The 23,245-nt window shown below is 39.6% G+C and carries 21 protein-coding genes, 18 tRNA genes and 3 rRNA genes; 38 read left to right on the top strand and 4 right to left on the bottom strand.

The window, feature by feature from the left end; all coding sequences use genetic code 11:
• The first annotated feature begins 109 nt into the window (after positions 1 to 109).
• The 3 genes from bcp (at position 110) to perR (ending at position 2,105) form a co-directional block, all read left to right on the top strand.
• Entirely contained in the window at positions 110 to 583 is a 474-nt protein-coding gene (gene bcp, locus M2M59_RS12790) for a thioredoxin-dependent thiol peroxidase (protein ID WP_150285147.1), read from the top strand.
• A 3-nt stretch (positions 584 to 586) separates the two neighbouring features.
• Positions 587 to 1,528 (top strand): D-2-hydroxyacid dehydrogenase, encoded by a 942-nt coding sequence (locus tag M2M59_RS12785; RefSeq protein WP_249774758.1) that lies wholly within the window; start codon positions 587 to 589, stop codon positions 1,526 to 1,528.
• A gap of 133 nt (positions 1,529 to 1,661) precedes the next feature.
• The gene (gene perR / locus M2M59_RS12780; protein ID WP_184117575.1) at positions 1,662 to 2,105 is read left to right on the top strand and encodes a peroxide-responsive transcriptional repressor PerR; all 444 of its coding nucleotides are present in this window, start codon (positions 1,662 to 1,664) and stop codon (positions 2,103 to 2,105) included.
• A 159-nt stretch (positions 2,106 to 2,264) separates the two neighbouring features.
• Here perR and M2M59_RS12775 read toward each other — a convergent pair whose 3' ends face one another.
• Positions 2,265 to 2,645, bottom strand: a complete 381-nt coding sequence (locus M2M59_RS12775) for a YgzB family protein (RefSeq protein ID WP_066789689.1) — start codon at positions 2,643 to 2,645, stop codon at positions 2,265 to 2,267.
• Positions 2,646 to 2,772: 127 nt separating this feature from the next.
• On the opposite strand from M2M59_RS12775, the gene M2M59_RS12770 reads away from it, so the two are divergent.
• From M2M59_RS12770 to M2M59_RS12655, 24 genes are all read left to right on the top strand, one after another.
• The gene (locus M2M59_RS12770; protein ID WP_249774757.1) at positions 2,773 to 3,648 is read left to right on the top strand and encodes a nucleotidyltransferase-like protein; all 876 of its coding nucleotides are present in this window, start codon (positions 2,773 to 2,775) and stop codon (positions 3,646 to 3,648) included.
• 311 nt (positions 3,649 to 3,959) lie between these two features.
• Positions 3,960 to 5,507: ribosomal RNA gene (locus tag M2M59_RS12765) — 16S ribosomal RNA — on the top strand.
• Between the two features lie 98 nt (positions 5,508 to 5,605).
• Positions 5,606 to 5,682: transfer RNA gene (locus M2M59_RS12760), tRNA-Ile, on the top strand.
• A 12-nt stretch (positions 5,683 to 5,694) separates the two neighbouring features.
• Positions 5,695 to 5,770, top strand: a tRNA-Ala gene (locus tag M2M59_RS12755).
• Positions 5,771 to 5,880: 110 nt separating this feature from the next.
• A 23S ribosomal RNA gene (locus M2M59_RS12750) occupies positions 5,881 to 8,809 on the top strand.
• Positions 8,810 to 8,936: 127 nt separating this feature from the next.
• A 5S ribosomal RNA gene (gene rrf, locus M2M59_RS12745) occupies positions 8,937 to 9,052 on the top strand.
• The 16S, 23S and 5S rRNA genes sit together here with 18 tRNA genes alongside, the layout of an rRNA operon.
• A 15-nt stretch (positions 9,053 to 9,067) precedes the next feature.
• Positions 9,068 to 9,144, top strand: a tRNA-Asn gene (locus M2M59_RS12740).
• 7 nt (positions 9,145 to 9,151) lie between these two features.
• Positions 9,152 to 9,243 (top strand) — tRNA-Ser (locus M2M59_RS12735).
• 18 nt (positions 9,244 to 9,261) lie between these two features.
• Positions 9,262 to 9,336: transfer RNA gene (locus tag M2M59_RS12730), tRNA-Glu, on the top strand.
• 5 nt (positions 9,337 to 9,341) lie between these two features.
• A tRNA-Val gene (locus tag M2M59_RS12725) sits at positions 9,342 to 9,417 on the top strand.
• A 40-nt stretch (positions 9,418 to 9,457) separates the two neighbouring features.
• Positions 9,458 to 9,534 (top strand) — tRNA-Met (locus M2M59_RS12720).
• A gap of 4 nt (positions 9,535 to 9,538) precedes the next feature.
• Positions 9,539 to 9,615 (top strand) — tRNA-Asp (locus M2M59_RS12715).
• 29 nt (positions 9,616 to 9,644) lie between these two features.
• Positions 9,645 to 9,720 (top strand) — tRNA-Phe (locus tag M2M59_RS12710).
• Positions 9,721 to 9,731: 11 nt separating this feature from the next.
• Positions 9,732 to 9,807 (top strand) — tRNA-Thr (locus tag M2M59_RS12705).
• Between the two features lie 4 nt (positions 9,808 to 9,811).
• A tRNA-Tyr gene (locus M2M59_RS12700) sits at positions 9,812 to 9,895 on the top strand.
• Between the two features lie 8 nt (positions 9,896 to 9,903).
• Positions 9,904 to 9,977 (top strand) — tRNA-Trp (locus M2M59_RS12695).
• A gap of 27 nt (positions 9,978 to 10,004) precedes the next feature.
• A tRNA-His gene (locus M2M59_RS12690) sits at positions 10,005 to 10,080 on the top strand.
• A 40-nt stretch (positions 10,081 to 10,120) separates the two neighbouring features.
• A tRNA-His gene (locus M2M59_RS12685) sits at positions 10,121 to 10,196 on the top strand.
• 3 nt (positions 10,197 to 10,199) lie between these two features.
• Positions 10,200 to 10,271: transfer RNA gene (locus tag M2M59_RS12680), tRNA-Gln, on the top strand.
• An 8-nt stretch (positions 10,272 to 10,279) separates the two neighbouring features.
• A tRNA-Gly gene (locus tag M2M59_RS12675) sits at positions 10,280 to 10,354 on the top strand.
• A gap of 18 nt (positions 10,355 to 10,372) precedes the next feature.
• Positions 10,373 to 10,447: transfer RNA gene (locus M2M59_RS12670), tRNA-Cys, on the top strand.
• A 31-nt stretch (positions 10,448 to 10,478) separates the two neighbouring features.
• Positions 10,479 to 10,559: transfer RNA gene (locus tag M2M59_RS12665), tRNA-Leu, on the top strand.
• A gap of 483 nt (positions 10,560 to 11,042) precedes the next feature.
• A complete protein-coding gene (locus tag M2M59_RS12660) occupies positions 11,043 to 11,225 on the top strand; it encodes a hypothetical protein (protein WP_249774756.1) in 183 nt (60 codons plus the stop codon).
• A 117-nt stretch (positions 11,226 to 11,342) separates the two neighbouring features.
• A complete protein-coding gene (locus M2M59_RS12655; RefSeq protein WP_249774755.1) occupies positions 11,343 to 11,765 on the top strand; it encodes a hypothetical protein in 423 nt (140 codons plus the stop codon).
• A 488-nt stretch (positions 11,766 to 12,253) separates the two neighbouring features.
• Here M2M59_RS12655 and M2M59_RS12650 read toward each other — a convergent pair whose 3' ends face one another.
• On the bottom strand, positions 12,254 to 12,688 hold the full coding sequence (locus tag M2M59_RS12650) for a MerR family transcriptional regulator (RefSeq protein WP_249776017.1): 435 nt from the start codon (positions 12,686 to 12,688) through the stop codon (positions 12,254 to 12,256).
• Between the two features lie 254 nt (positions 12,689 to 12,942).
• On the opposite strand from M2M59_RS12650, the gene M2M59_RS12645 reads away from it, so the two are divergent.
• The 5 genes from M2M59_RS12645 (at position 12,943) to M2M59_RS12625 (ending at position 16,641) form a co-directional block, all read left to right on the top strand.
• Positions 12,943 to 14,133 (top strand): MFS transporter, encoded by a 1,191-nt coding sequence (locus M2M59_RS12645; protein ID WP_249774754.1) that lies wholly within the window; start codon positions 12,943 to 12,945, stop codon positions 14,131 to 14,133.
• Positions 14,134 to 14,185: 52 nt separating this feature from the next.
• Complete coding sequence (locus M2M59_RS12640; RefSeq protein ID WP_249774753.1) at positions 14,186 to 14,605, top strand: universal stress protein; 420 nt, start codon at positions 14,186 to 14,188, stop codon at positions 14,603 to 14,605.
• 222 nt (positions 14,606 to 14,827) lie between these two features.
• On the top strand, positions 14,828 to 15,046 hold the full coding sequence (locus M2M59_RS12635; protein WP_249774752.1) for a hypothetical protein: 219 nt from the start codon (positions 14,828 to 14,830) through the stop codon (positions 15,044 to 15,046).
• Position 15,047: 1 nt separating this feature from the next.
• The gene (locus M2M59_RS12630; protein ID WP_249774751.1) at positions 15,048 to 15,557 is read left to right on the top strand and encodes a GrpB family protein; all 510 of its coding nucleotides are present in this window, start codon (positions 15,048 to 15,050) and stop codon (positions 15,555 to 15,557) included.
• Between the two features lie 166 nt (positions 15,558 to 15,723).
• Positions 15,724 to 16,641 (top strand): DUF3885 domain-containing protein, encoded by a 918-nt coding sequence (locus M2M59_RS12625; RefSeq protein WP_249774750.1) that lies wholly within the window; start codon positions 15,724 to 15,726, stop codon positions 16,639 to 16,641.
• Between the two features lie 147 nt (positions 16,642 to 16,788).
• On the opposite strand, the gene M2M59_RS12620 is transcribed toward M2M59_RS12625, so the two are convergent.
• Positions 16,789 to 17,991 (bottom strand): MFS transporter, encoded by a 1,203-nt coding sequence (locus M2M59_RS12620; protein ID WP_249774749.1) that lies wholly within the window; start codon positions 17,989 to 17,991, stop codon positions 16,789 to 16,791.
• A gap of 247 nt (positions 17,992 to 18,238) precedes the next feature.
• Here M2M59_RS12620 and M2M59_RS12615 point away from each other — a divergent pair, with 247 nt between their 5' ends.
• On the top strand, positions 18,239 to 18,817 hold the full coding sequence (locus tag M2M59_RS12615) for a TetR/AcrR family transcriptional regulator (RefSeq protein WP_249776016.1): 579 nt from the start codon (positions 18,239 to 18,241) through the stop codon (positions 18,815 to 18,817).
• Between the two features lie 265 nt (positions 18,818 to 19,082).
• Here M2M59_RS12615 and M2M59_RS12610 read toward each other — a convergent pair whose 3' ends face one another.
• Complete coding sequence (locus M2M59_RS12610; protein ID WP_249774748.1) at positions 19,083 to 19,499, bottom strand: MerR family transcriptional regulator; 417 nt, start codon at positions 19,497 to 19,499, stop codon at positions 19,083 to 19,085.
• A gap of 220 nt (positions 19,500 to 19,719) precedes the next feature.
• Here M2M59_RS12610 and M2M59_RS12605 point away from each other — a divergent pair, with 220 nt between their 5' ends.
• From M2M59_RS12605 to wrbA, 5 genes are all read left to right on the top strand, one after another.
• Positions 19,720 to 20,349 (top strand): flavin reductase family protein, encoded by a 630-nt coding sequence (locus M2M59_RS12605; protein WP_249774747.1) that lies wholly within the window; start codon positions 19,720 to 19,722, stop codon positions 20,347 to 20,349.
• A 258-nt stretch (positions 20,350 to 20,607) separates the two neighbouring features.
• Positions 20,608 to 21,024 (top strand): GNAT family N-acetyltransferase, encoded by a 417-nt coding sequence (locus M2M59_RS12600; protein ID WP_371923786.1) that lies wholly within the window; start codon positions 20,608 to 20,610, stop codon positions 21,022 to 21,024.
• Positions 21,025 to 21,316: 292 nt separating this feature from the next.
• A complete protein-coding gene (locus M2M59_RS12595) occupies positions 21,317 to 21,772 on the top strand; it encodes a GNAT family N-acetyltransferase (protein ID WP_249774746.1) in 456 nt (151 codons plus the stop codon).
• Between the two features lie 57 nt (positions 21,773 to 21,829).
• Positions 21,830 to 22,483, top strand: coding sequence for an HAD family hydrolase (locus M2M59_RS12590; protein ID WP_249776014.1), 654 nt, complete (start codon positions 21,830 to 21,832; stop codon positions 22,481 to 22,483).
• Positions 22,484 to 22,610: 127 nt separating this feature from the next.
• The gene (gene wrbA / locus M2M59_RS12585; protein ID WP_249774745.1) at positions 22,611 to 23,222 is read left to right on the top strand and encodes an NAD(P)H:quinone oxidoreductase; all 612 of its coding nucleotides are present in this window, start codon (positions 22,611 to 22,613) and stop codon (positions 23,220 to 23,222) included.
• The last annotated feature ends 23 nt before the right edge of the window (positions 23,223 to 23,245 follow it).

Below are 23,245 nucleotides of genomic sequence, written 5' to 3'. Positions count from 1 at the left end.
CTTAAAGCAGACAATTTATATCATCTTATTGTAGTCAAACTTTCTACAAAATACCATAGAAATTGTTACAATGAGAATAGAAAATATTATTAAAATCGGAGGGAATACAATGAACAATCTAGAAGGCAAGATTGCACCAGCTTTTACCTTGAAAGATGAAAGCGGAAATATGGTCTCACTGGAAGCGTTTAAAGGAGAAAAATCAGTGGTACTTTATTTTTATCCGAAAGACATGACACCGGGATGTACCACAGAGGCATGTGATTTCCGAGACGCACACCAAGATTTCTCGGATTTAGATGTAGTAATACTTGGTGTCAGTCCAGATAATGAAGGAAAACATTCGAAGTTTATTGAAAAACACGGCCTTCCATTTTCCTTGCTTGTAGATGAGGATCACACTGTAGCAGAAAAGTATGGCGTGTGGAAGTTAAAGAAAATGTATGGCAAAGAGTATATGGGCATCGAGCGTTCTACCTTCTTTATTAATAAAGAGGGGATCATTGAGAAAGAATGGCGCAAAGTCCGTGTTAAAAACCATATCGAGGACGTGTTAAATACTATAAGCGGCAAAGGGGAATAGATTATGAACATTTATTTTACATTCGATCCACGGCCTGATTTAAAGGAAGACTTAGTAAAGAACTTTCCAGACCAAGAATTTGTCTTTCAAAACCGAATTGACGATGGCCTGAAAAACGCAGATATAGTAGTAACTTATGGTGAAGACCTGACGGGAAAACATGTTGATGAAGCAGAACACTTACAATGGATTATGGTGTGCTCAGCAGGTTTGGAAAAAATGCCTCTTAAAGAAATTGCAGAGAAGGGGATTGTTGTTTCCAATGTACGCGGCATACATAAAACGCCAATGGCAGAATCGGTACTTGCTCATCTTTTAAGCTATCATCGTTCACTACCTTGGATATACGAAAAACAAAAACAGCGGGAATGGAGCCGAAAGCATAAATCTACGGAAATTCAAGGCACTACAGCACTCATACTTGGTCCAGGTGCGATAGGCGGGGAAATTGGCAGGTTATTACAAGCCTTTGGAGTCAAGACAATCGGGTGTAACCGTTCTGGTCATACAGCAGCCTATATGGACGATATGGTTGATTTTGCGAACCTAGAATCAGTGCTGCCACAAGTGGATACGGTCATTTCTGTTCTGCCAAGCACGGAAGAAACGCATTATCTGCTTAAAGACAACCATTTTAAAGCAATGAAAGATACCGCTTTATTTATGAATTTTGGACGTGGCGATTTGGTTGAAACGGATGTGTTGAAAAGAGCCTTGGAGCAAAAAGAAATAGCTTATGCAGTTTGTGATGTGTTTGAAGATGAACCATTGCCGGAAGACCATCCTTTCTGGACGATGGATAATATAACTGTTTCGCCCCATATCTCAAGCCAATCATCCCGCTATCTTGAGAGAAGCATGGAGATCTTCAAGCCAAATCTAGAAAAGTGGCTAAAAGGAGAGCAGGACGTAACAAATAAGATTGACCCATTGAAAGGATATTAACGCTTTGAACGCGCTTCGAGAATAGCCGAAATAGTATTCGACAGTTAGAAATATTGACAATTGCATCTCACTTTAAGTAAACTATTTATAACGATTATAAATAAATAATACTTATGAAGTGAGGTGCATGGCGATGTCCGACACACAACTTAAGAGCGCGCTAGACACGTTAAAGACTACCGGCGTAAGGATTACTCCTCAACGTCATGCGATTTTAGAATATTTGATAGAGACGATGTCGCATCCTACTGCCGATGACATTTATAAAGCATTAGAGCATAAATTCCCTAATATGAGTGTAGCAACTGTATATAATAATTTACGTGTATTTCGTGAATCAGGCCTTGTTAGAGAATTGACTTATGGTGATAATGCAAGCCGTTTTGATTTTGTGACGACAAAGCATTATCACATTATTTGTGAGTCATGCGGCAAGATTGTGGATTTTCATTATCCTGGCCTTGATGAAGTGGAGCATTTAGCTGCACACGTGACAGGATTCAAAGTGAATTCCCATCGTTTAGAAGTCTACGGCACATGCCCAGACTGCGAAGAAAAAGCAACAAAATTACAATAGAACGATAAGTGGAATGCTGCACCCCAATCGCGTGCGGCTTTTTTTTATTCCTGTAATGGAAAATCTCGAGTGTCGTTTCACTTTAAAGAGTGCAATATGGTAGACTATTAAAATAAATAGAAGAAAACCCCTGTTCCATTGGAAACAAGGGTTGTCTAATTAAAGCTCAGGTTTATGGCCATGTTTTGACTTGTTGTTATAATCTTGGTCGAACTCTTTACCTTCTAATGACTTGTCTATTGTTAAAGGTTCACTACAGAACATGCACATATCGACGCGGCCCAACATCTTTGTATGTTTATGGCAACTAGGGCATTCAACCATCACGGCTTGGGTAGATAGGAATCCAATCCAAGCATAGACGACTGTGCTTCCTATAATACAGAGTATACCGAGTGTCATAAAAATGATAACGAGCCAAAGATGTTCTTTAAATATAATGGCACCATACATAATTATAAAACCGGCAAAGATTAACATAAGAGCGAACGAACGGATTTTATTGATTTTACTTTTATAAGGTTTTTTATTGGATGTCATTTTACAAGCCTCCTAACGTCAAGGATACTAAAATCCTACATGTAAGGCAATATGAATTGGTAATCCAAGGAGGAATCTGAATGAATGATGTCGAATTAAACTATAACTTTTCTGAGGAGGATTTTTCATGGAGCAGTTACTTCGTCCAATCTACCAGGAACGCGCAAGTAGGCCAAACACACTCGGTGTTATTATAGTAGGAAAGAAAGAAGACGTAAGCCCGAAGACAGACACATTTGATACGATATTATTGATCATTACAAAAGAAAATAAGGTGCCTGTTTTCACAAAGCACTATACATTTGATGGCAAAAAAGCGGCAATGCATATTATTACAGAAAAGCAGCTGCATAAATGGCTACTAGTCGGTACAAACAAGAAGTTAATAGATTGGATTCTTTTCGGCAAAATTTTGTTTGACCGCAATGAGTATCTAACCAATCTAAAGCAGACGGTAAAGGATTTCCCTTTCTATGGAAGGAATATTAAGATGGGTATTGAGTTTGCTAAACTTGTTCGCCAGTATTTAGAAGGAAAAGTATGTTTTGAAAAAGACAATCATTTAGATGCTTATGATCATATGATAGAGTCATTGCATCATTTTGCCCGGTTAGCTATTTTGGATAAAGGATTATATCCAGAAATAACTGTGTGGTCTCAAGTTAAACTGATTGATGCGGAAATTTATAAACTATATAAAGAGTTGATTGGCAGTGATGAAACAATTGAAAAAAGACTAGAGCTTTTATTTTTAGCAAGTGAGTTTCTAATCCACTCACGCACTGCAGATGGAGCACGTCATATATTAAATGTTATGGTACAGCAAGATTTCTGGACAATTCAAGAGCTGCATGAACACGAAGAATTGAAAAATTATTCAGTGGATCTTGAGGTATTTATCGAATTCTTAATCAGCAAAGGTTTTATTCAGGTAGAAACGGTTGAAACAAAAGGCAATGGTCTATATCATAGACACTATAAGATTGACCCAACAACCATTTAATTGATTTTGGTCGTTTTTAAATTTATTTAGAAAACATGTTGACATTGGTTTGTATGTTATTGTATTATATTAATTGTCATTAAGAGATGACGAGATTACTTCACTAAAACTTGATAAAAACTTTTTCGCAAAAGTTGTTGACAAGAAAAAACGAAGATGATAAGATAGATAAGTCGTTAAGGCGACAACAAAATGAACCTTGAAAACTGAACAAGTAAGATGTTAATCATTTAAACTTACTAACAACTGTTAGTTTTAAAGACATCATCGTAAAGATGATGCGCTAGTGAAATTTTGAGCAATCAAACACTTTTATGGAGAGTTTGATCCTGGCTCAGGACGAACGCTGGCGGCGTGCCTAATACATGCAAGTCGAGCGAATGACGAGGAGCTTGCTCCTCTGATTTAGCGGCGGACGGGTGAGTAACACGTGGGCAACCTGCCCTGCAGACTGGGATAACTTCGGGAAACCGGAGCTAATACCGGATAATCCATTTTACTTCATGGTGAAATGTTGAAAGGCGCTTTCGCGCCACTGCAGGATGGGCCCGCGGTGCATTAGCTAGTTGGTGGGGTAACGGCCTACCAAGGCGACGATGCATAGCCGACCTGAGAGGGTGATCGGCCACATTGGGACTGAGACACGGCCCAAACTCCTACGGGAGGCAGCAGTAGGGAATCTTCCACAATGGACGAAAGTCTGATGGAGCAACGCCGCGTGAGTGATGAAGGTTTTCGGATCGTAAAACTCTGTTGTAAGGGAAGAACAAGTACGTTAGGAAATGAACGTACCTTGACGGTACCTTATTAGAAAGCCACGGCTAACTACGTGCCAGCAGCCGCGGTAATACGTAGGTGGCAAGCGTTGTCCGGATTTATTGGGCGTAAAGCGCGCGCAGGTGGTTTCTTAAGTCTGATGTGAAATCTCGCGGCTCAACCGCGAGCGGTCATTGGAAACTGGGGAACTTGAGTGCAGAAGAGGATAGTGGAATTCCAAGTGTAGCGGTGAAATGCGTAGAGATTTGGAGGAACACCAGTGGCGAAGGCGACTGTCTGGTCTGTAACTGACACTGAGGCGCGAAAGCGTGGGGAGCAAACAGGATTAGATACCCTGGTAGTCCACGCCGTAAACGATGAGTGCTAAGTGTTAGGGGGTTTCCGCCCCTTAGTGCTGCAGCTAACGCATTAAGCACTCCGCCTGGGGAGTACGACCGCAAGGTTGAAACTCAAAGGAATTGACGGGGGCCCGCACAAGCGGTGGAGCATGTGGTTTAATTCGAAGCAACGCGAAGAACCTTACCAGGTCTTGACATCCCAGTGACCACTCTAGAGATAGAGTTTTCCCTTCGGGGACATTGGTGACAGGTGGTGCATGGTTGTCGTCAGCTCGTGTCGTGAGATGTTGGGTTAAGTCCCGCAACGAGCGCAACCCTTGATCTTAGTTGCCATCATTTAGTTGGGCACTCTAAGGTGACTGCCGGTGACAAACCGGAGGAAGGTGGGGATGACGTCAAATCATCATGCCCCTTATGACCTGGGCTACACACGTGCTACAATGGACGGTACAAAGAGTCGCAAACTCGCGAGAGCAAGCTAATCTCATAAAACCGTTCTCAGTTCGGATTGTAGGCTGCAACTCGCCTACATGAAGCCGGAATCGCTAGTAATCGCGGATCAGCATGCCGCGGTGAATACGTTCCCGGGCCTTGTACACACCGCCCGTCACACCACGAGAGTTTGTAACACCCGAAGTCGGTGAGGTAACCTTTTGGGGCCAGCCGCCGAAGGTGGGATAGATGATTGGGGTGAAGTCGTAACAAGGTAGCCGTATCGGAAGGTGCGGCTGGATCACCTCCTTTCTAAGGAATTTAACGGAATACAGACTTCGTCTGTAGGATTAACATCTTGCTGTTCAGTTTTGAGGGTTCATATAAAAAACTATATTGTTACCCAAAAGGGGCCTATAGCTCAGCTGGTTAGAGCGCACGCCTGATAAGCGTGAGGTCGATGGTTCGAGTCCATTTAGGCCCACCATTTTTTGATTTTGGGGCCTTAGCTCAGCTGGGAGAGCGCCTGCCTTGCACGCAGGAGGTCAGCGGTTCGATCCCGCTAGGCTCCACCAAATTGTTCTTTGAAAACTGGATAAAACGACATTGAAGAAATTCTTAAGTAACACATTTATTAAGTTTTAAATTTTTTAGGCTTAATAACTTAAAGGCTTTATAAGCCAACGGTTAAGTTATTAAGGGCGCATGGCGGATGCCTTGGCACTAGAAGCCGATGAAGGACGGCACTAACACCGATATGCTTCGGGGAGCTGTAAGTAAGCTTTGATCCGGAGATTTCCGAATGGGGAAACCCTCTATCCGTAATGGGGTAGAATCTTGACGTGAATTCATAGCGTCTTGATGGCAGACTCAGGGAACTGAAACATCTAAGTACCTGAAGGAAGAGAAAGAAAAATCGATTCCCTTAGTAGCGGCGAGCGAAATGGGAAGAGCCCAAACCAAGAGGCTTGCCTCTTGGGGTTGTAGGACACTCTATACGGAGTTACAAAGGAATGCGTTAGACGAAGCGGTTTGGAAAGACCCACCATAGCAGGTAACAGTCCTGTAGTCAAAAGTGCATTCTCTCTTGAGTGGATCCTGAGTACGGCGGAACACGTGAAATTCCGTCGGAATCTGGGAGGACCATCTCCCAAGGCTAAATACTCTCTAGTGACCGATAGTGAACCAGTACCGTGAGGGAAAGGTGAAAAGCACCCCGGAAGGGGAGTGAAAGAGATCCTGAAACCATGTGCCTACAAGTAGTTAGAGCCCGTTAATGGGTGATAGCGTGCCTTTTGTAGAATGAACCGGCGAGTTACGATTACATGCAAGGTTAAGTTGAAGAGACGGAGCCGCAGCGAAAGCGAGTCTGAATAGGGCGAATAAGTATGTGGTCGTAGACCCGAAACCAGGTGATCTACCCATGTCCAGGGTGAAGGTAAGGTAACACTTACTGGAGGCCCGAACCCACGCACGTTGAAAAGTGCGGGGATGAGGTGTGGGTAGCGGAGAAATTCCAATCGAACCTGGAGATAGCTGGTTCTCTCCGAAATAGCTTTAGGGCTAGCCTCGTGATGAAGAATCCTGGAGGTAGAGCACTGTTTGGACTAGGGGTCCATCCCGGATTACCGAATTCAGACAAACTCCGAATGCCAGTGATTTATACACGGGAGTCAGACTGCGAGTGATAAGATCCGTAGTCAAAAGGGAAACAGCCCAGACCACCAGCTAAGGTCCCAAAGTAATTGTTAAGTGGAAAAGGATGTGACGTTGCTTAGACAACCAGGATGTTGGCTCAGAAGCAGCCACCATTTAAAGAGTGCGTAATAGCTCACTGGTCGAGTGACGCTGCGCCGAAAATGTATCGGGGCTAAACAATTCACCGAAGCTGTGGATAGACATCTACGATGTCTGTGGTAGGAGAGCGTTCTAAGTGCTGTGAAGTCAGACCGGAAGGACTGGTGGAGCGCTTAGAAGTGAGAATGCCGGTATGAGTAGCGAAAGATGGGTGAGAATCCCATCCACCGAATGACTAAGGTTTCCTGAGGAAGGCTCGTCCTCTCAGGGTTAGTCGGGACCTAAGCCGAGGCCGACAGGCGTAGGCGATGGATAACAGGTTGATATTCCTGTACCACCTCCCTGCCATTTGAGTAATGGGGGGACGCAGTAGGATAGGGTAAGCGCACTGTTGGTTATGTGCGTCCAAGCAGTAAGGCGTGAGAGTAGGCAAATCCGCTCTCTATAACGTTGAGCTGTGATGGCGAGCTCTTTAGAGCGAAGTTCCTGATTTCACACTGCCAAGAAAAGCCTCTAGCGAGGCAGGAGGTGCCCGTACCGCAAACCGACACAGGTAGTCGAGGAGAGAATCCTAAGGTGAGCGAGAGAACTCTCGTTAAGGAACTCGGCAAAATGACCCCGTAACTTCGGGAGAAGGGGTGCTCTAGTAGGGTGCAAGCCCGAGAGAGCCGCAGTGAATAGGCCCAGGCGACTGTTTAGCAAAAACACAGGTCTCTGCAAAACCGTAAGGTGACGTATAGGGGCTGACGCCTGCCCGGTGCTGGAAGGTTAAGGGGATTGCTTAGCGCAAGCGAAGGTGAGAACCGAAGCCCCAGTAAACGGCGGCCGTAACTATAACGGTCCTAAGGTAGCGAAATTCCTTGTCGGGTAAGTTCCGACCCGCACGAAAGGCGTAACGATCTGGGCACTGTCTCAACGAGAGACTCGGTGAAATTATAGTACCTGTGAAGATGCAGGTTACCCGCGACAGGACGGAAAGACCCCGTGGAGCTTTACTGTAGCCTGATATTGAATTTTGGTACAGCTTGTACAGGATAGGTAGGAGCCATTGAAACCGGAGCGCCAGCTTCGGTGGAGGCGTCCTTGGGATACTACCCCAGCTGTATTGAAATTCTAACCCGTACCCCTGATCGGGGTAGGAGACAGTGTCAGGCGGACAGTTTGACTGGGGCGGTCGCCTCCTAAAGAGTAACGGAGGCGCCCAAAGGTTCCCTCAGAATGGTTGGAAATCATTCGTAGAGTGTAAAGGCACAAGGGAGCTTGACTGCGAGACCTACAAGTCGAGCAGGGTCGAAAGACGGGCTTAGTGATCCGGTGGTTCCGCATGGAAGGGCCATCGCTCAACGGATAAAAGCTACCCCGGGGATAACAGGCTTATCTCCCCCAAGAGTCCACATCGACGGGGAGGTTTGGCACCTCGATGTCGGCTCATCGCATCCTGGGGCTGTAGTCGGTCCCAAGGGTTGGGCTGTTCGCCCATTAAAGCGGTACGCGAGCTGGGTTCAGAACGTCGTGAGACAGTTCGGTCCCTATCCGTCGTGGGCGTAGGAAATTTGAGAGGAGCTGTCCTTAGTACGAGAGGACCGGGATGGACACACCGCTGGTGTACCAGTTGTTCTGCCAAGAGCATCGCTGGGTAGCTATGTGTGGACGGGATAAGTGCTGAAAGCATCTAAGCATGAAGCCCCCCTCAAGATGAGATTTCCCATTACGCAAGTAAGTAAGATCCCTCAAAGACGATGAGGTAGATAGGTTCGAGGTGGAAGTGTGGCGACACATGGAGCTGACGAATACTAATCGATCGAGGACTTAACCAAATTTCTTAAGAACCTTCAATTCACGTTTATCCAGTTTTGAAAGAACAAGAAAAGTTTTTCTAAAAAAGCAGTTGACTTAATTAGAAAAAAAGTGATATAATAATTCTTGTCTTTGAGAAATAACATGTCTAGTGATGATGGCAAAGAGGTCACACCTGTTCTCATGCCGAACACAGAAGTTAAGCTCTTTAGCGCCGATGGTAGTTGGGGGCTTCCCCCTGCGAGAGTAGGACGTCGCTAGGCTGTTGATTTTATTATTCCGAAGTAGCTCAGTTGGTAGTAGCATCTGACTGTTAATCAGAGGGTCGCAGGTTCGAGTCCTGCCTTCGGAGCCATTTTTTTGGAGAGTTGTCCGAGTGGCCGAAGGAGCACGATTGGAAATCGTGTAGGCGGGTAACCCTGTCTCAAGGGTTCAAATCCCTTACTCTCCGCCATGACTTTTCAATACATATGGCCCCTTGGTCAAGCGGTTAAGACACCGCCCTTTCACGGCGGTAACACGGGTTCGAATCCCGTAGGGGTCACCATTTTCGGAGGATTAGCTCAGCTGGGAGAGCATCTGCCTTACAAGCAGAGGGTCGGCGGTTCGATCCCGTCATCCTCCACCATTTTAAGAACTTTATCAATCAAATAAGCATATATTATTATCGCGGGGTGGAGCAGTTCGGTAGCTCGTCGGGCTCATAACCCGAAGGTCGCAGGTTCAAATCCTGCCCCCGCAACCAAAATGGTCCGGTAGTTCAGCTGGTTAGAATGCCTGCCTGTCACGCAGGAGGTCGCGGGTTCGAGTCCCGTCCGGACCGCCATTTTAAATTATAATATTTAAAGTTATTATGGGTCGGTAGCTCAGTTGGTAGAGCATTAGATTGAAGCTCTAAGTGTCGGCAGTTCGATTCTGTCCCGACCCACCATAATAATTTTTGCCGGTGTAGCTCAGTTGGTAGAGCAACTGACTTGTAATCAGTAGGTCGAGGGTTCGACTCCTTTCGCCGGCACCATTCTGGAGGGGTAGCGAAGAGGCTAAACGCGGCGGACTGTAAATCCGCTCCTTCGGGTTCGGCAGTTCGAATCTGCCCCCCTCCACCATTCTTTACAGGGGCATAGTTTAACGGTAGAATAGAGGTCTCCAAAACCTTTGATGTGGGTTCGATTCCTACTGCCCCTGCCAATATAAAACCTTTAAATTTACATAACGGCGGCTGTGGTGAAGTGGTGAACACACCGGATTGTGGTTCCGGCATTCGAGGGTTCGATCCCCTTCAGCCGCCCCATATATAAAATGTAAAGATTAGGTTTTCCTTTAATACAATGGCGATTGTGGTGAAGTGGTTAACACACCGGATTGTGGTTCCGGCATTCGAGGGTTCGATCCCCTTCAGTCGCCCCATTTTGGGGTATAGCCAAGCGGTAAGGCAACGGATTTTGATTCCGTCATGCCCTGGTTCGAATCCAGGTACCCCAGTTATATATGCGGAAGTAGTTCAGTGGTAGAACATCACCTTGCCAAGGTGGGGGTCGCGGGTTCGAACCCCGTCTTCCGCTCCATATATTTTATAATGCCAAGGCGGCATAGCCAAGTGGTAAGGCAAAGGTCTGCAAAACCTTTATTCACCGGTTCAAATCCGGTTGCCGCCTCCATATAGTTAATTACACTATATAAACACATCATGCCGGTGTGGCGGAATTGGCAGACGCGCACGACTCAAAATCGTGTTCCTTTGGAGTGTCGGTTCGACCCCGACCACCGGTATCATAACATCGTTTGCCAAGCGATGAAATCAACGTTTCTCTATTGTGGGGAAGCGTTTTTTTTTGTGTTTATTTTTAGTTAAAATACGTTGGTTTTTGGTTTTAACAAATAGTCTTTAATCGTGCGAATCAATCGTGTGAATAGGTTCAGTGGGATTATATATGGCAAGACGTAAGTCCTTGTAACGTTACCGAAAAAATGATTCAAGAAAATGTAATCTAATATAAAAATGGACGCTATCTAAAACGGGTAACGTCTCTTTTATTACCTTATCGAATATTGAATTCCCGACCCCTTATTTTACATGGATACAACCGCCATTATGATTAACTGACTAATATAATAAGATAGAAGGTAATTGAACAAACGGGGCCAGTATAGAGCAAGAAGGATTAAAACACCTTTATGGTAAAATACAAGTAGAAATTTGTTTAAACTTTGTTCAATAAACAAAGTTACAAAAATAGGGGAGAAACTATAGGTGTGAAAAACAAAGATTTAATCAATAGTTTAATACCATTAGGAATGATTTTTGGTGGTACCATCGGTATAATTTTAGGAATTTTTTTCGAATCAATCTCCCAAGGTTTTTCAATTACATTGGGGGCTGGAATAGGCTTATTATTTGGAACCATTGCTTATGGATTTTATAGCAGAAAAGGGTAGAACTACGTTAAAGGGGTTGCCCCCGACCGCCAGTATCCAAATTACGGATTTGGGGAGGTTTTTAATTTATATTGTGATATATAATAAGTTATCACGGCTGAAAGAGAGAACTATAATATGATTACAATTAAAAATGCAAAAGCTTATTTTGAAACGACACTGGATTTTGAAAATGATAAGGTAGCTACGATATGGGAGAAGTTTAAAGTGTTTTGTAGAGAAGATATTCAGGGAGAAGAAGAAAAAGAAATCTTATTTGAATGTGGTGTTTTTAAATTTACAGGAGAGAAAATGCTACACTTTAATTTTGTCCGCCAATTTACAAAGTATGAAGATGATGAGTATGGAGGAATGGAACAATTACATTGTGAATTTTTATTTGAATATACTAAAGAAGTAAAACGTTTAAAAGCTACAGAATGGTCAATGGATTATGAAAGTTTAGATGAATTTTTCGCCGCTGTAGAAGATTTAAAAGCATTTCAAAAAGTACTTCAATTGACACCTATTAAACGTGAGTTGTACCAAGAAGAAGTTTAAATATAAGCAACATAACCATACACAGTTGAAAAAACATTCCGGAATGAATGTCTGCGAGATATTAGAAAAGTGACAACCCGATTATAAGATCGGCTATGTCGCTTTTTCTTTTGAATCAACTTATGTAATAGTGCTATTGCAAATAACAGCATCTATAACATAAAATTGGGCACTTTTTTAAAAAAACTAGGAGAATATAATAATCTTTTATGTCCTTTGTTTCTAGATTTAGAAAAAAGTAATAATATTATTCTGCTATTAGTAATTTCATTTTTTTTGTCCTATTTAATTGTCATGTAAAAGTTTTGGTATATAACTCTACTGAAACACCAGAAAGAAGGACAACAACATTGAAATATCTAACAGATTCTATTACAACAATAGACTATGAAGAATGGTTCAATACGGTTAACGGTTAGTTGATAGGGGCATACATCTATCAATTTTCTAAACAAACAAGGCCGGGCATGGTTTTCGCCCGGTCCTTCTTATTCTTCCTCTTCCTGAAATCGAATCAGCGCTGCTCGTGCGCGATCTCGAAGCGAAACTAAGTCGGCTTCGACATTTAGGATTTTCTTCTTTTTTTGCTCAATAAGTTTAAGTTGTTCTTCAACTGTATCTGTCACTTTTTGTAATTTTTCTCGTTGTTGATCTGTACCTTTTACTTTCCGATAGTCCATTTTTTGAAACTCTAATGTGTCACTAAGCGTGATAAACTCTTGTAATTCTTGCAAGGTAAAACCCATGACTTCTTTTGCATTTGTAATTTTCTTAAGAAAATCGACATGTTCCTGGGTGTATAGTCGAAATCCACCATCACTTCTTGGAGGTGAGGGCAAAATGCCAATTTGTTCATAGTAGCGTATTGTGCGCTTTGTTAAACCACTTTGTTTTGCGACATCATCAATTTTTAAGCCGTCCATTTTTTCACCTAATTTCTCATCCAAGGATGAAATCAAATTCGTTCAAACTTCTTACTAATAAAATAACATACATGACGTATTCATTTCCACTAAATTAACGTTGACGTAAACGTTAATAATATTTATACTTTATTAAGTAAGCCAAATGTATGTTAATAGTTTTTTTGCGTGAAAATAAGTTTTGGGACTCATCATTCCATTTCTCGTTTTCATTTTTTATTTTAATTTTTAATTCAAAAAGGAGATAAAGATGTATGAATGAAGAATTATTAAAGACACAAGGAAAATCAGCTAAGCAACCTCTTGTTGTATGGGCAATATTTTTTGCGTGTATTATTTCATTTATGGGATTAGGTCTTGTTGATCCTATTTTGCCAGCGATTGCAGATCAGCTTCATGCAACGCCAAGCCAGGTTTCGTTATTATTCTCAAGTTATAACCTGATTACCGGTGTGGCCATGTTAATAACAGGTGTTGTGTCAAGTCGAATTGGTGTTAAATGGACATTATTAACCGGTATTTTATTTACGATTATATTTGCAGCTTTGGCAGGTGCATCGAATGGTATTTGGGAGATTGTTGGATTTAGAGCTGGTTGGGGATTTGGGAACTCATTATTTATTGCTACAGCCTTATCCGCTATTGTAGGTTTATCATTTGGAGGCACGGCAAAAGCGATTATTTTATATGAAGCGGCTATTGGACTTGGAATTTCGGTTGGTCCACTGCTTGGTGGAGAATTAGGATCTATTTCATGGCGAGGACCGTTTTTTGGTGTAAGTGTATTGATGATCATTGCCTTTTTAGTTTTGTTATTCAAAATGCCACAGGTTCCGAAGCCAAAGGTCAAAAGCTCTGTGTTAGATCCAATTAAAGCTTTAAAATTTCCAGGACTATTTTTACTCGGATTAACCGCATTTTTATATAATATCGGATTTTTCACCTTAATGGCCTATTCCTCATTTGTGATGAATTTGGATGAACATGGATTAGGGTATGTATTCCTTGGTTGGGGACTATGTTTAGCCTTTACGTCAGTATTTGTCGCTCCGAAGCTGCAAGCTAAATTTGGAACAATCAAATCGATGTGTGTGATGTTAACACTGTTTGCGCTAACTCTATTAGCGATGGGGATTTGGACGGATTCCTCAACGACTGTCATAGTTGCTGTTATCATCGCGGGACTATTCTTAGGAACAAACAATACATTAATTACGACTGCTGTTATGCAAGTGGCGCCGGTAGAACGTGCTACTGCATCTGCAGCATACAGCTTTGTTCGTTTTATTGGGGGCGCTATTGGGCCATGGCTCGCGAATAAGCTAGCTGAATCGTTTAGCCCACATGTTCCATTTGTAACAGGTGCTATTTTTGTCCTCTTTGCGATGTTTGTTATTGCATTTGGACGAAAATATTTAAAACATGTTGATAAAATTGCCCACTAAGGCATGATTGAAAAGTCTAAGGGGAATGGAAGAGTGAAAGGAATGAGTATTTATGTATAGGAAAGTAGTCGTTGCACTCGACGGATCAGAGCCTTCTGCACATGCTTTGCAACATGCAGCTAAATTGGCCAAAATAATGAATAGCGAAAAAATAACAATTTTGCATGTTACGAAAAATTTGCCATTGCAAGAACCGATTTTCAATATTGACTTAGATCAATTGTTTGCTGACGAAGACCAGGAAGTATTGGCACCAGCGATTCAATTTTTATCTGAATCCGGTATCGTGTATGAAACGCACACTTTTCATGGTGATCCGGCCAATGTCATTGTAGCATACGCCACAGAACATGATTATGATGTCATTATCATGGGAAACACAGGGAAGGGTATTATTAAAGAAGCATTATTAGGAAGTGTCAGCCATCGTGTTGCACATGCAGCGCAATGTCCTGTAATTATTGTAAAATAAAACAATCCTTAACTATGTTTAAGGTAAGAGCACAAGCCGAGTCCATGGTTTGTGCTCCTTTTTGTATAGGGGAAGTAATTTAAAGATATTTATGATATAGACTTAAAAAGTATCAAGGGTATTTTGATCTGCTTTATCTAGAATGAGGGATATTACACATTATTTTAAGTATTGTTAAATTAATGGAAGTTTTATGCCGCTGCTAAAAAAGGGCAAATGGTATTGAGTGATTATCATCCTTTGAGAAAATGTATTAATGCTGATGATAAGGATTTTAATTATTTTTATAAGGAACTTCAAGCTGGTGATGTAGCATATAAAAATCTTTTGAAAATGAACAACAAGACATTCCCAATGTTACGAGCAAGAAATAATCTGAATACATTTATGCTATCATATTCTAATGGAGAAAAAGCGATTAAAATATATAAGGGGTGGTAAAATGTTAGGATTACCTAAGGGAGAAGTTTTTCTAACTCCATGGACACAAGAATGGGAAAGAGAATTTTTATTAGAAAAGGAGAAAATCAAAAAAGAATTAGGTGAGTCCATTGTGGAAATTCACCATATTGGTAGTACTGCTGTAAAAAAACTAAGTGCAAAACCAATTATTGATATTGCAGTGGAAATCATTGATTTTAACGAAGGTGAGAATTACGTTTCTTCCTTAGAAAAGATAGGATATTCATATAAAGGAATAAACATTTTACCTGATAGACACTATTTCAGTAAAGGTGAACTAAGAACTCATCAAATTCATATGTATCAAAGTGGAAACAAATATTTATACGAACAATTGAAATTCAGAGATTATTTGAGTAACAATGAAGAAGCAAGAATTGAATATGAACAACTTAAACTCAAATTATCGGAATTACATAAAAGTAATAAACATAAATATGCAGAGGATAAAACTTATTTTGTTAAAACAATCTTAGAAAAAATTCAGTAGACGTTTCCCAAATAATGAATAAACGTTTCTTACATATGTAAGAAACGTATTTTTACTTTTCTTCAATACAGTCCTTACATTTTTTTGATGATAAATTTTCACATCTTCGGGTTCTGGTATAATCAGGGTATTAAAGTAGTGAAGTAATAATTAAGGGAGTTTAAAGATGGAGCTATTTAACCAATTGAAGAATAACTCAAAATATAGGCTTCGTTTTGAACTGGGGCTTGTCGAACTAGAAGGCAAAGAATATTTTAAAGAAATTTATCATCGTATATTTTCTATTTTTGACTTTCTTTTTGATACGAATGATACGATTATGTTTATTACAGCTATTAATGAATCTGTTGAATATAAAGGAAAAGATTTGCCTAATATACAACGTTTCCTTAAAGACAAAAAGTTAATATATGGATTAAGTTGCAAAACAGTACCTTATGAGTTTGATGAAGAGGATATTGAAATGAGGACAACTCTATACAGTTTAAAGGTTAAAAAGGAGTCTATCCGTAGAAATTATCTTTTTCAAGCAATTAGTAATCAGGATTTTGCGAGAAAGCCTAGCATAATGGGAAATGTTTATTTGCTGAATTTATCACAAAATACATTATTGCACATGTATGATGACCGTGGATGTGATGTTTATGGTTTAAATAAAGAAAATCTATTGCCTTTATATCATAAATTTAGAAAATGGATCTTAGACTATAATCGTATACAAATTGATCATATTTTTGAGGAAGGGTTATTTAATTACTCTGAATCATCTACTGAAATGGAAGATAGACTTATAACCAATACATTTAGAGAAAATGAAACAGAGATTAATTTATATGGAGGCAATACATGCATAATTACTCATCAACTTGAAATACCACAAGAAGATGTAGAGAAATGTGTATATGAGATGAAACAAACAGGATTTAAAATTGAAATTGACAAAAATCAACTTGATTGTATTGTTCTTAAAGCCATAAAGACTGAAGCACTTGCAATGATTGATTATCAAACTGAATTGATGTCTTTATATTCAAAGAAGTATAACGGAAAGTATGAAGGTTGGTCAGCGAAAAGAGAACGTTAATAAAAGTAAATAATAAAAACACATAATGCCAGTGTTTACTGCGTTTATGTGCATTATATTGTATATAAATTAGTTTGATGTAATTAAGAATAAAGCGAGTTTGGAATTTAGTAATTCCAAACTCGCTTATTTTATTTAGTATTAAAACTACTTAGCATTATTTTTTTCAGTAGCAAAATATAATAAGGAAAGTATAGAAGGAATTATTCCAATCCATAATGCAGTGCTCCATCCACCCATTGAGTAGGCCCAGCCGCCAATTGCCGATCCAATTGCACCACCAAAAAAGAACATTGCCATGAATAGACCATTCAGACGATTACGAACTTCTGGACTCAACGAGAAAAGCGCACGTTGACTGAGTACAAGATTTGCGGATACACCGGCGTCTAACAATAAAGATGAAATTACTAGTATAGCTATACCAATAGGTGAGTTAGTATGGATAATAATTGGTAATAAAAGAGAAATGACAACCGTAAGAAGTGCTATCCCAGTTGCAAGTTTCGTCACTCCACAATCTGCAATTCGCCCTGTAATAGGCGCGGCTACTGCACCAGCAACTCCGACAAGGGCAAATAATGCAACTTCTTTCTGAGAAAAATGAAATGATTGGCTAGTTAACAGTTGAGGAACTGTTGTCCAAAATAAACTAAAAGATGCAAACACACCTGCATGATATGCAGCCCGGCGACGTAATATTGGTGTTGTTCGTAACAAATACCACATAGATTTGAGGAGGGCTATATAGTGAGTGTCCGTTGAAGGCTTTCTTCTAGGTAATACCTTTGAAAGTACAATAGCCAAAACCATAATAGCTATGGCAGATAAAATAAATATAGCATGCCAGCCAAAAAAATCAGCAACTAGGCTCGACAGGGGGCGTGATAGCATGATTCCGAGTAACAGACCGCTCATGACATTGCCGACAACACGACCGCGTGACGAATCGGATGATAGATATGATGCAAAAGGAACAAGTACTTGCGCAGCAACCGAACCTAAACCTATGACAAACAAAGCAAATAAGAATAGAAATATTTGTTTCGTCATTGCTGTAATTACAAGGGCTACTGCCGTGATAAGTAAAGAGGAGACTATCAGCTTTCGGTTTTCAAGAATATCTCCTAAAGGCACGATAAACAATAAACCGACAACGTATCCAATTTGGGTTAACGTAACAATTAAGCCAGAAGTGTTTGCTGACAAACCGACTGATGAGCTAATTATCCCAACAAGAGGCTGTGCGTAATATAAATTAGCTACAATGATACCACATGCGATAGCCATAAGAATAGTTAACCAAGTTGGAATCTTCTTTTCAATTGTTTGTTTCTTTAAATCAATCATTTAGTACAACTCCTTCTATGGAATATATATTGCTTAACAATAAACAATACCGTGGGTTAGATTCCCTCCATATTTGATTTTATAGTTTTCATTTTATAATACTGAACGTACAGTTTATAAAATGATTAACCATATAATATACTGAACGTTTAGTTTTGTAAATAGGGAATTCAAACTTTCTGTTTTAATATTAAATTGTTATACTGAACATACAGTTTATTAATTCCAAAGAAAGTTGGTAATTATGATGAATGGAAAAAGAGGCAGACCACGTAACTTAGAAGCACAAAAGTCAATTCTGTCAGCTTCTTATGATTTATTGTTGGAAAATGGGTTTCAAGCTCTCACAGTTGATAAAATCGCCAAATATGCTCAGGTTAGCAAAGCAACTATTTATAAATGGTGGCCAAACAAGGCTGCAGTAGTGATGGATGGTTTCCTTTATGCTGCCTCTGAAAGATTGCCTGTGCCTGATACTGGTTCGGCATACAATGATATTTTAACTCACGCTACAAATTTAACTATATTTTTGACGAGTCGTGAGGGGACGATAATTACGCAATTATTAGGTGAAGGCCAGTTTGATTCCGGATTAGCAGATGCCTATCGTGCTCGATATTTCCAGCCCCGCCGACTTGAAGCAAAGAGTCTCTTGGAAAAAGGAATTCAGCGTGGTGAATTGAAAAAAAGTATCGATATTGATATATGTATTGATTTAATTTACGGTCCGATTTTCTATCGATTACTTGTGACTGGCGAAAGATTAGATGAATCATATGTACGACAATTAATATTAAATGCTTTTGAAGGTATTCGTTCTTCCTAGATATAGAGTTAATCCAATAAACGTATTTTTAATCTATATGATATCAGACTAATCAAAAACTACTGATCAAAGCAAATGGTAATGTTTTACTTTGAGAAGGCCAAGAGTAATCCAAACTATTTGTGCGGACATCGTACACTTACAATTCTGTAAGAATGAAAATCACTGGAGTAAATTAAAAGCCACGAATGTTGCAAAATCAACGTTTCGTGGCTTTTCTTATGAATATGTAGTGGCGACATGCTTTCAAGTAATACTCAAGATCCTATTTCATAGGTATTTCGTTTCTTTCTTTAGAAAGCTCGAAGTAACCGGATAATTTTTCTTTTGTAAGTGAAATCATGTGCTCTAATTCCTGCTGCTTAGCTTCTAGGTCCATCAGATATTTCGAAAGTATTTCTGTTCGTTTATTTAACGTCTGAGTATATTTTGTAGGGTCTTCCCCTAATTCTATTTTTTCCATCACACAACCATCTCGAGTGAATTCTGTGATCTCCTCAAGTGATAGACCTATCTTCTTTAGATTAGTCAGACACTGTATATATGATACCTCGCTCTCGGAGTAGGACCGGGCTCCTCCTTCTTTGCGACTTGGACTCTTAAGAACTCCGATTTTCTCGTAATAACGCAATGTATATGGGGTTAAACCTGTTCTTTCTGACACTTGGCTAATGGTGAGCATGTGATGCATCCTCCTATGTAATACTGAATTGAAGTTATCATACACCTTAGAGCTAACTCTAAGTCAAGTATTTATAGTTTTTAAAATACCTTCTTGACTTCGAGTCGACTCTAATTTGTATACTGTAGCCATAATAATTTAGGAGGAATTGTATGACTTCTGAAGTATCATTAATCAATCTTTTTTAGATAAGCGATAATCAAGAGAGGATGAAATTAACGTGGAAATTATTCCGGAAAACCTTACGTGGAAAGACAGATACAAATTATACACAGGCACTATCTTGCCTAGACCGATTGCTTTGGTCTCTACTATTTCAAAGGGAGGTATTCCTAATCTTGCGCCTTTCAGTAATTTTTGCGGTGTATGTCCTTCGCCATTTATGGTAGCCTTTGCCCCCTTGATTCGACCCGAAGATGGTACGAAGAAAGATACCACACTTAACATTGAAGAGACGGGACAATTTGTGATCAATATTGTTACGGAGGATATTGTAACGAAAGTGCATGATACATCCATAGAATTTGCGCCTGACATAGATGAGTTTCAAGAGACTGGTTTAACACCTATTCCAAGCTCGAAAGTGTTACCGTATCGAGTTAAAGAAAGTCCTATACAAATGGAATGTGTGCTAGAGAACATGCTAACATTTGGGGAAGGTCCAGGATCATCAAACCTCGTTATTGGTCGTGTAGTGAAAATACACATCGAAGATACACTATACAAGGATGGGAAAGTAGATTTGGCCAACCTTAAGCCGGTAGGGCGTCTCGCAGGGCCCTATTATGCGAAAATGTCAGAGTTATTTACTTTGCAAAGCCCAACGAAGCTAAGTAATCTTTTAAGATAATTTCTTTGTTCAGATCACTAGATCCTAACTTAGTTTGCAAACCCATGATTAAGCGTTTCTTACATTTTGTAAGAAGCGTCTTTTTATTTGTCTTAAAAGTATGTCTACCTGATTTTAATGAAGGAGAATTTAAAACGGTAAGGCAAACGAATTTACCATTACTAATCTGTTTAATAGTTAAAGGAAATCTGATCTTTATGTTGAATTTTACCTGTATAAAAGGAACTGAATAGAAATTGACTTGTGGAGGAGAAAATTTTGCATATAAGTAAACCTAACCTCATTAAGTTAGATGAGATTGTAAACATCGATATAGAGGTAATCGGAAACGATAGTAGACGTCAGTCCATTAAAAAAGCTATCGATGAAGGGAGATGTATAGTAGTTAAAGATAATAATTCCATTGTTGGTTTTTTAATTTATGATACTCATTTCTTTGAATGTAGCTTTATTTCTTTAGTCATCGTTAAACCAACTGAAAGGCGAAAAAGGTATGCTACATCACTTATTGAGCACTTTATAAGCATTGCTCCAACTAAGAAAATATTCTCTTCTACTAATCAATCAAATAAAAGAATGCAAAAAGTTTTTAAAGCTAATGGTTTTAAACAAAGTGGATTCATTGAAAATTTAGAAGAAGGCGACCCAGAAATAATCTATTTTAGAAAAGTATAATAATTGATCTATTAATAGATAGACACCATTATTGATCTGAATATGAAAGGAAGTTGGAAAGAGAATGTTCAGTGGAACAGTTTCGAAGGGAATTTAATCATTGATGATTTAGCGGAATTATCTTCAATTATCTCAAATCTGAGTAAGCAAATTATCGAATCCTATTAAGCTATCGGTGCATTACTCTAACAACAGGGTAATGCTTTTTTCTTTTGGAATAACTTAAGTAGAACAATAAAGGAGATTATCACCAATAAGTCGTATATATAACTATTAAATGGGAGGGGGTAGCGTGTATCAATATTTTAATGGGTTAGTCATAAGAGAGGGAACAGATGGGATTCCTGCTGAAAGTGTAGAAGTCTTGTTTGAAGATGCGGGATGGGCAAGGAATACTCCAGCTTGGCAAAAAGAGAAATACTCACTTATTTTCAAAAACTCTACCTGGGCATTTACTGTTTGGGATCAAAATCAAATGATTGGTATGGTCAGAGTCCTTTCAGATCAAATTATGGCAGCTAACATAATGGATTTAGTCGTTTTATCAGAGTATCGCGGAAAAGGTATAGCTAAAAAACTTGTGGAGCTTTGTGTTCAAAAACTTCCCCATGGTGATTGGTTTGCCCATACTTCTGCAAACAATTTTAGTTTTTATGAAAAATGTGGTTTTGAGGTAAAAGATCTAACCCAAAATGGTACATGCGCGTATTACGGCTATATAAAGGCAAGGAAAGATGGGCATAGGTAAGTTTATAGTATGTATTTTATAGAAAGGTAGTGTGGTTAATTGAGCGGTTATAAGGCAATGCTCTTTGATTTAGATGATACGTTGCTTAATCGGGATAGAGCAGTAGATAAAATGTTCTGCTTAGTTTTAGAAAAGTGTTATGAGGATGTTGAACATTCAGTACAACAGCAGATGTTAAAGAAATTTAAGGTCTATGACAAAAGAGATTATGGTTATAGCGATAAAACAAAGGTTCTAGAATCATTTTTTGATGATTTCCCACCAAAATATAGATTGCCACGCAGCAACATTCAAGAGTTTTGGAACAAGCATTTTCCGCATTGTTTTTCTATAGACCAACATACAATTGATATTGTAAATAATATTAAGAGACATATGAAAGTTGCCATTATCACGAACGGCTTGACTGTGAGACAAAAAGCTAAAATAATGAACACCAATTTGAATAGTTGCTTTGAAATAGTAGTTATTTCTGAAGAAGCAGGCTTTAGTAAACCAGACAAGCGGATATTCGAAATAGCATTAAATAAGCTGGGTGTGCAACCGGAAGAAGCATTATTTGTCGGAGATGACATCGAAAAGGATATTGGTGGTTGTCAAAGCACAAATATAAAAGGCATCTGGTTTAATCCTTATATGCTAGAAAATGATGCTGAAATAATCCCATACGCTGAAATAGATTCTTTGGATAGATTATTAAGTTACATATAAATGTGAAACGGATTTGATTGTATTCTGTCTATCCATGGTGCTTATTTGGAATAGTTTTTTGTTTTAAATATTGAAACTCCTTTTATTTGGGTATAAATATACTATCCACAAAAAAGGAGAGGAAGAAATGTCTAAAGTAAAGTTAGCAGTGATTTTCTACACAATGGGTGGTACGAATTATCAGCTTGCCAAATGGGCAAAAGAAGGGGCAGAAGAAGCAGGGGCAGAGGTTAGGATTTTGAAGGTTGAAGAGCTCGCACCTCAATCAGTAATTGAAAACAATGAAAAATGGAAGAAAACAACCGAAATGATTAAGGATATTCCAGTTGCTAAGTCTGAGGATATTGAGTGGGCGGATGGTATTATCTTTAGTGTGCCGACACGTTTTGGAACAATGGCTTCTCAGCTGAAGCAATTTTTAGACACACAAGGCGGTTTATGGGCTTCAGGTAAAACTGTTAATAAGGTTGTCAGTGCCATGACCTCCGCACAAAACCCACATGGTGGCCAAGAAGCGACCCTGTTATCACTTTATACATCGATGATGCATTGGGGAGCTATCATTGCAGCACCTGGCTACAGTGATCCTGTACTATTTAAAGCAGGCGGCAATCCATATGGAACAAGTGTGACGGTCGGACAAGATGACAAAATGGTAGAAGATGTTGAAGCATCAGTTAAATATCAGGCCAAACGTACTGTGAACGTTGCACAATGGGTTAAGAATGGCCAACAATAATTAAAAGAAAAGCTAGCCTTATT

The sequence above is a fragment of the Rummeliibacillus sp. G93 genome, from assembly GCF_023515935.1.
GTDB classification, from domain to species: Bacteria; Bacillota; Bacilli; order Bacillales_A; family Planococcaceae; genus Rummeliibacillus; species Rummeliibacillus stabekisii.
Note: the sequence above shows the minus strand (reverse complement) of the source record. Positions and strands in the feature narration are given on the sequence as shown.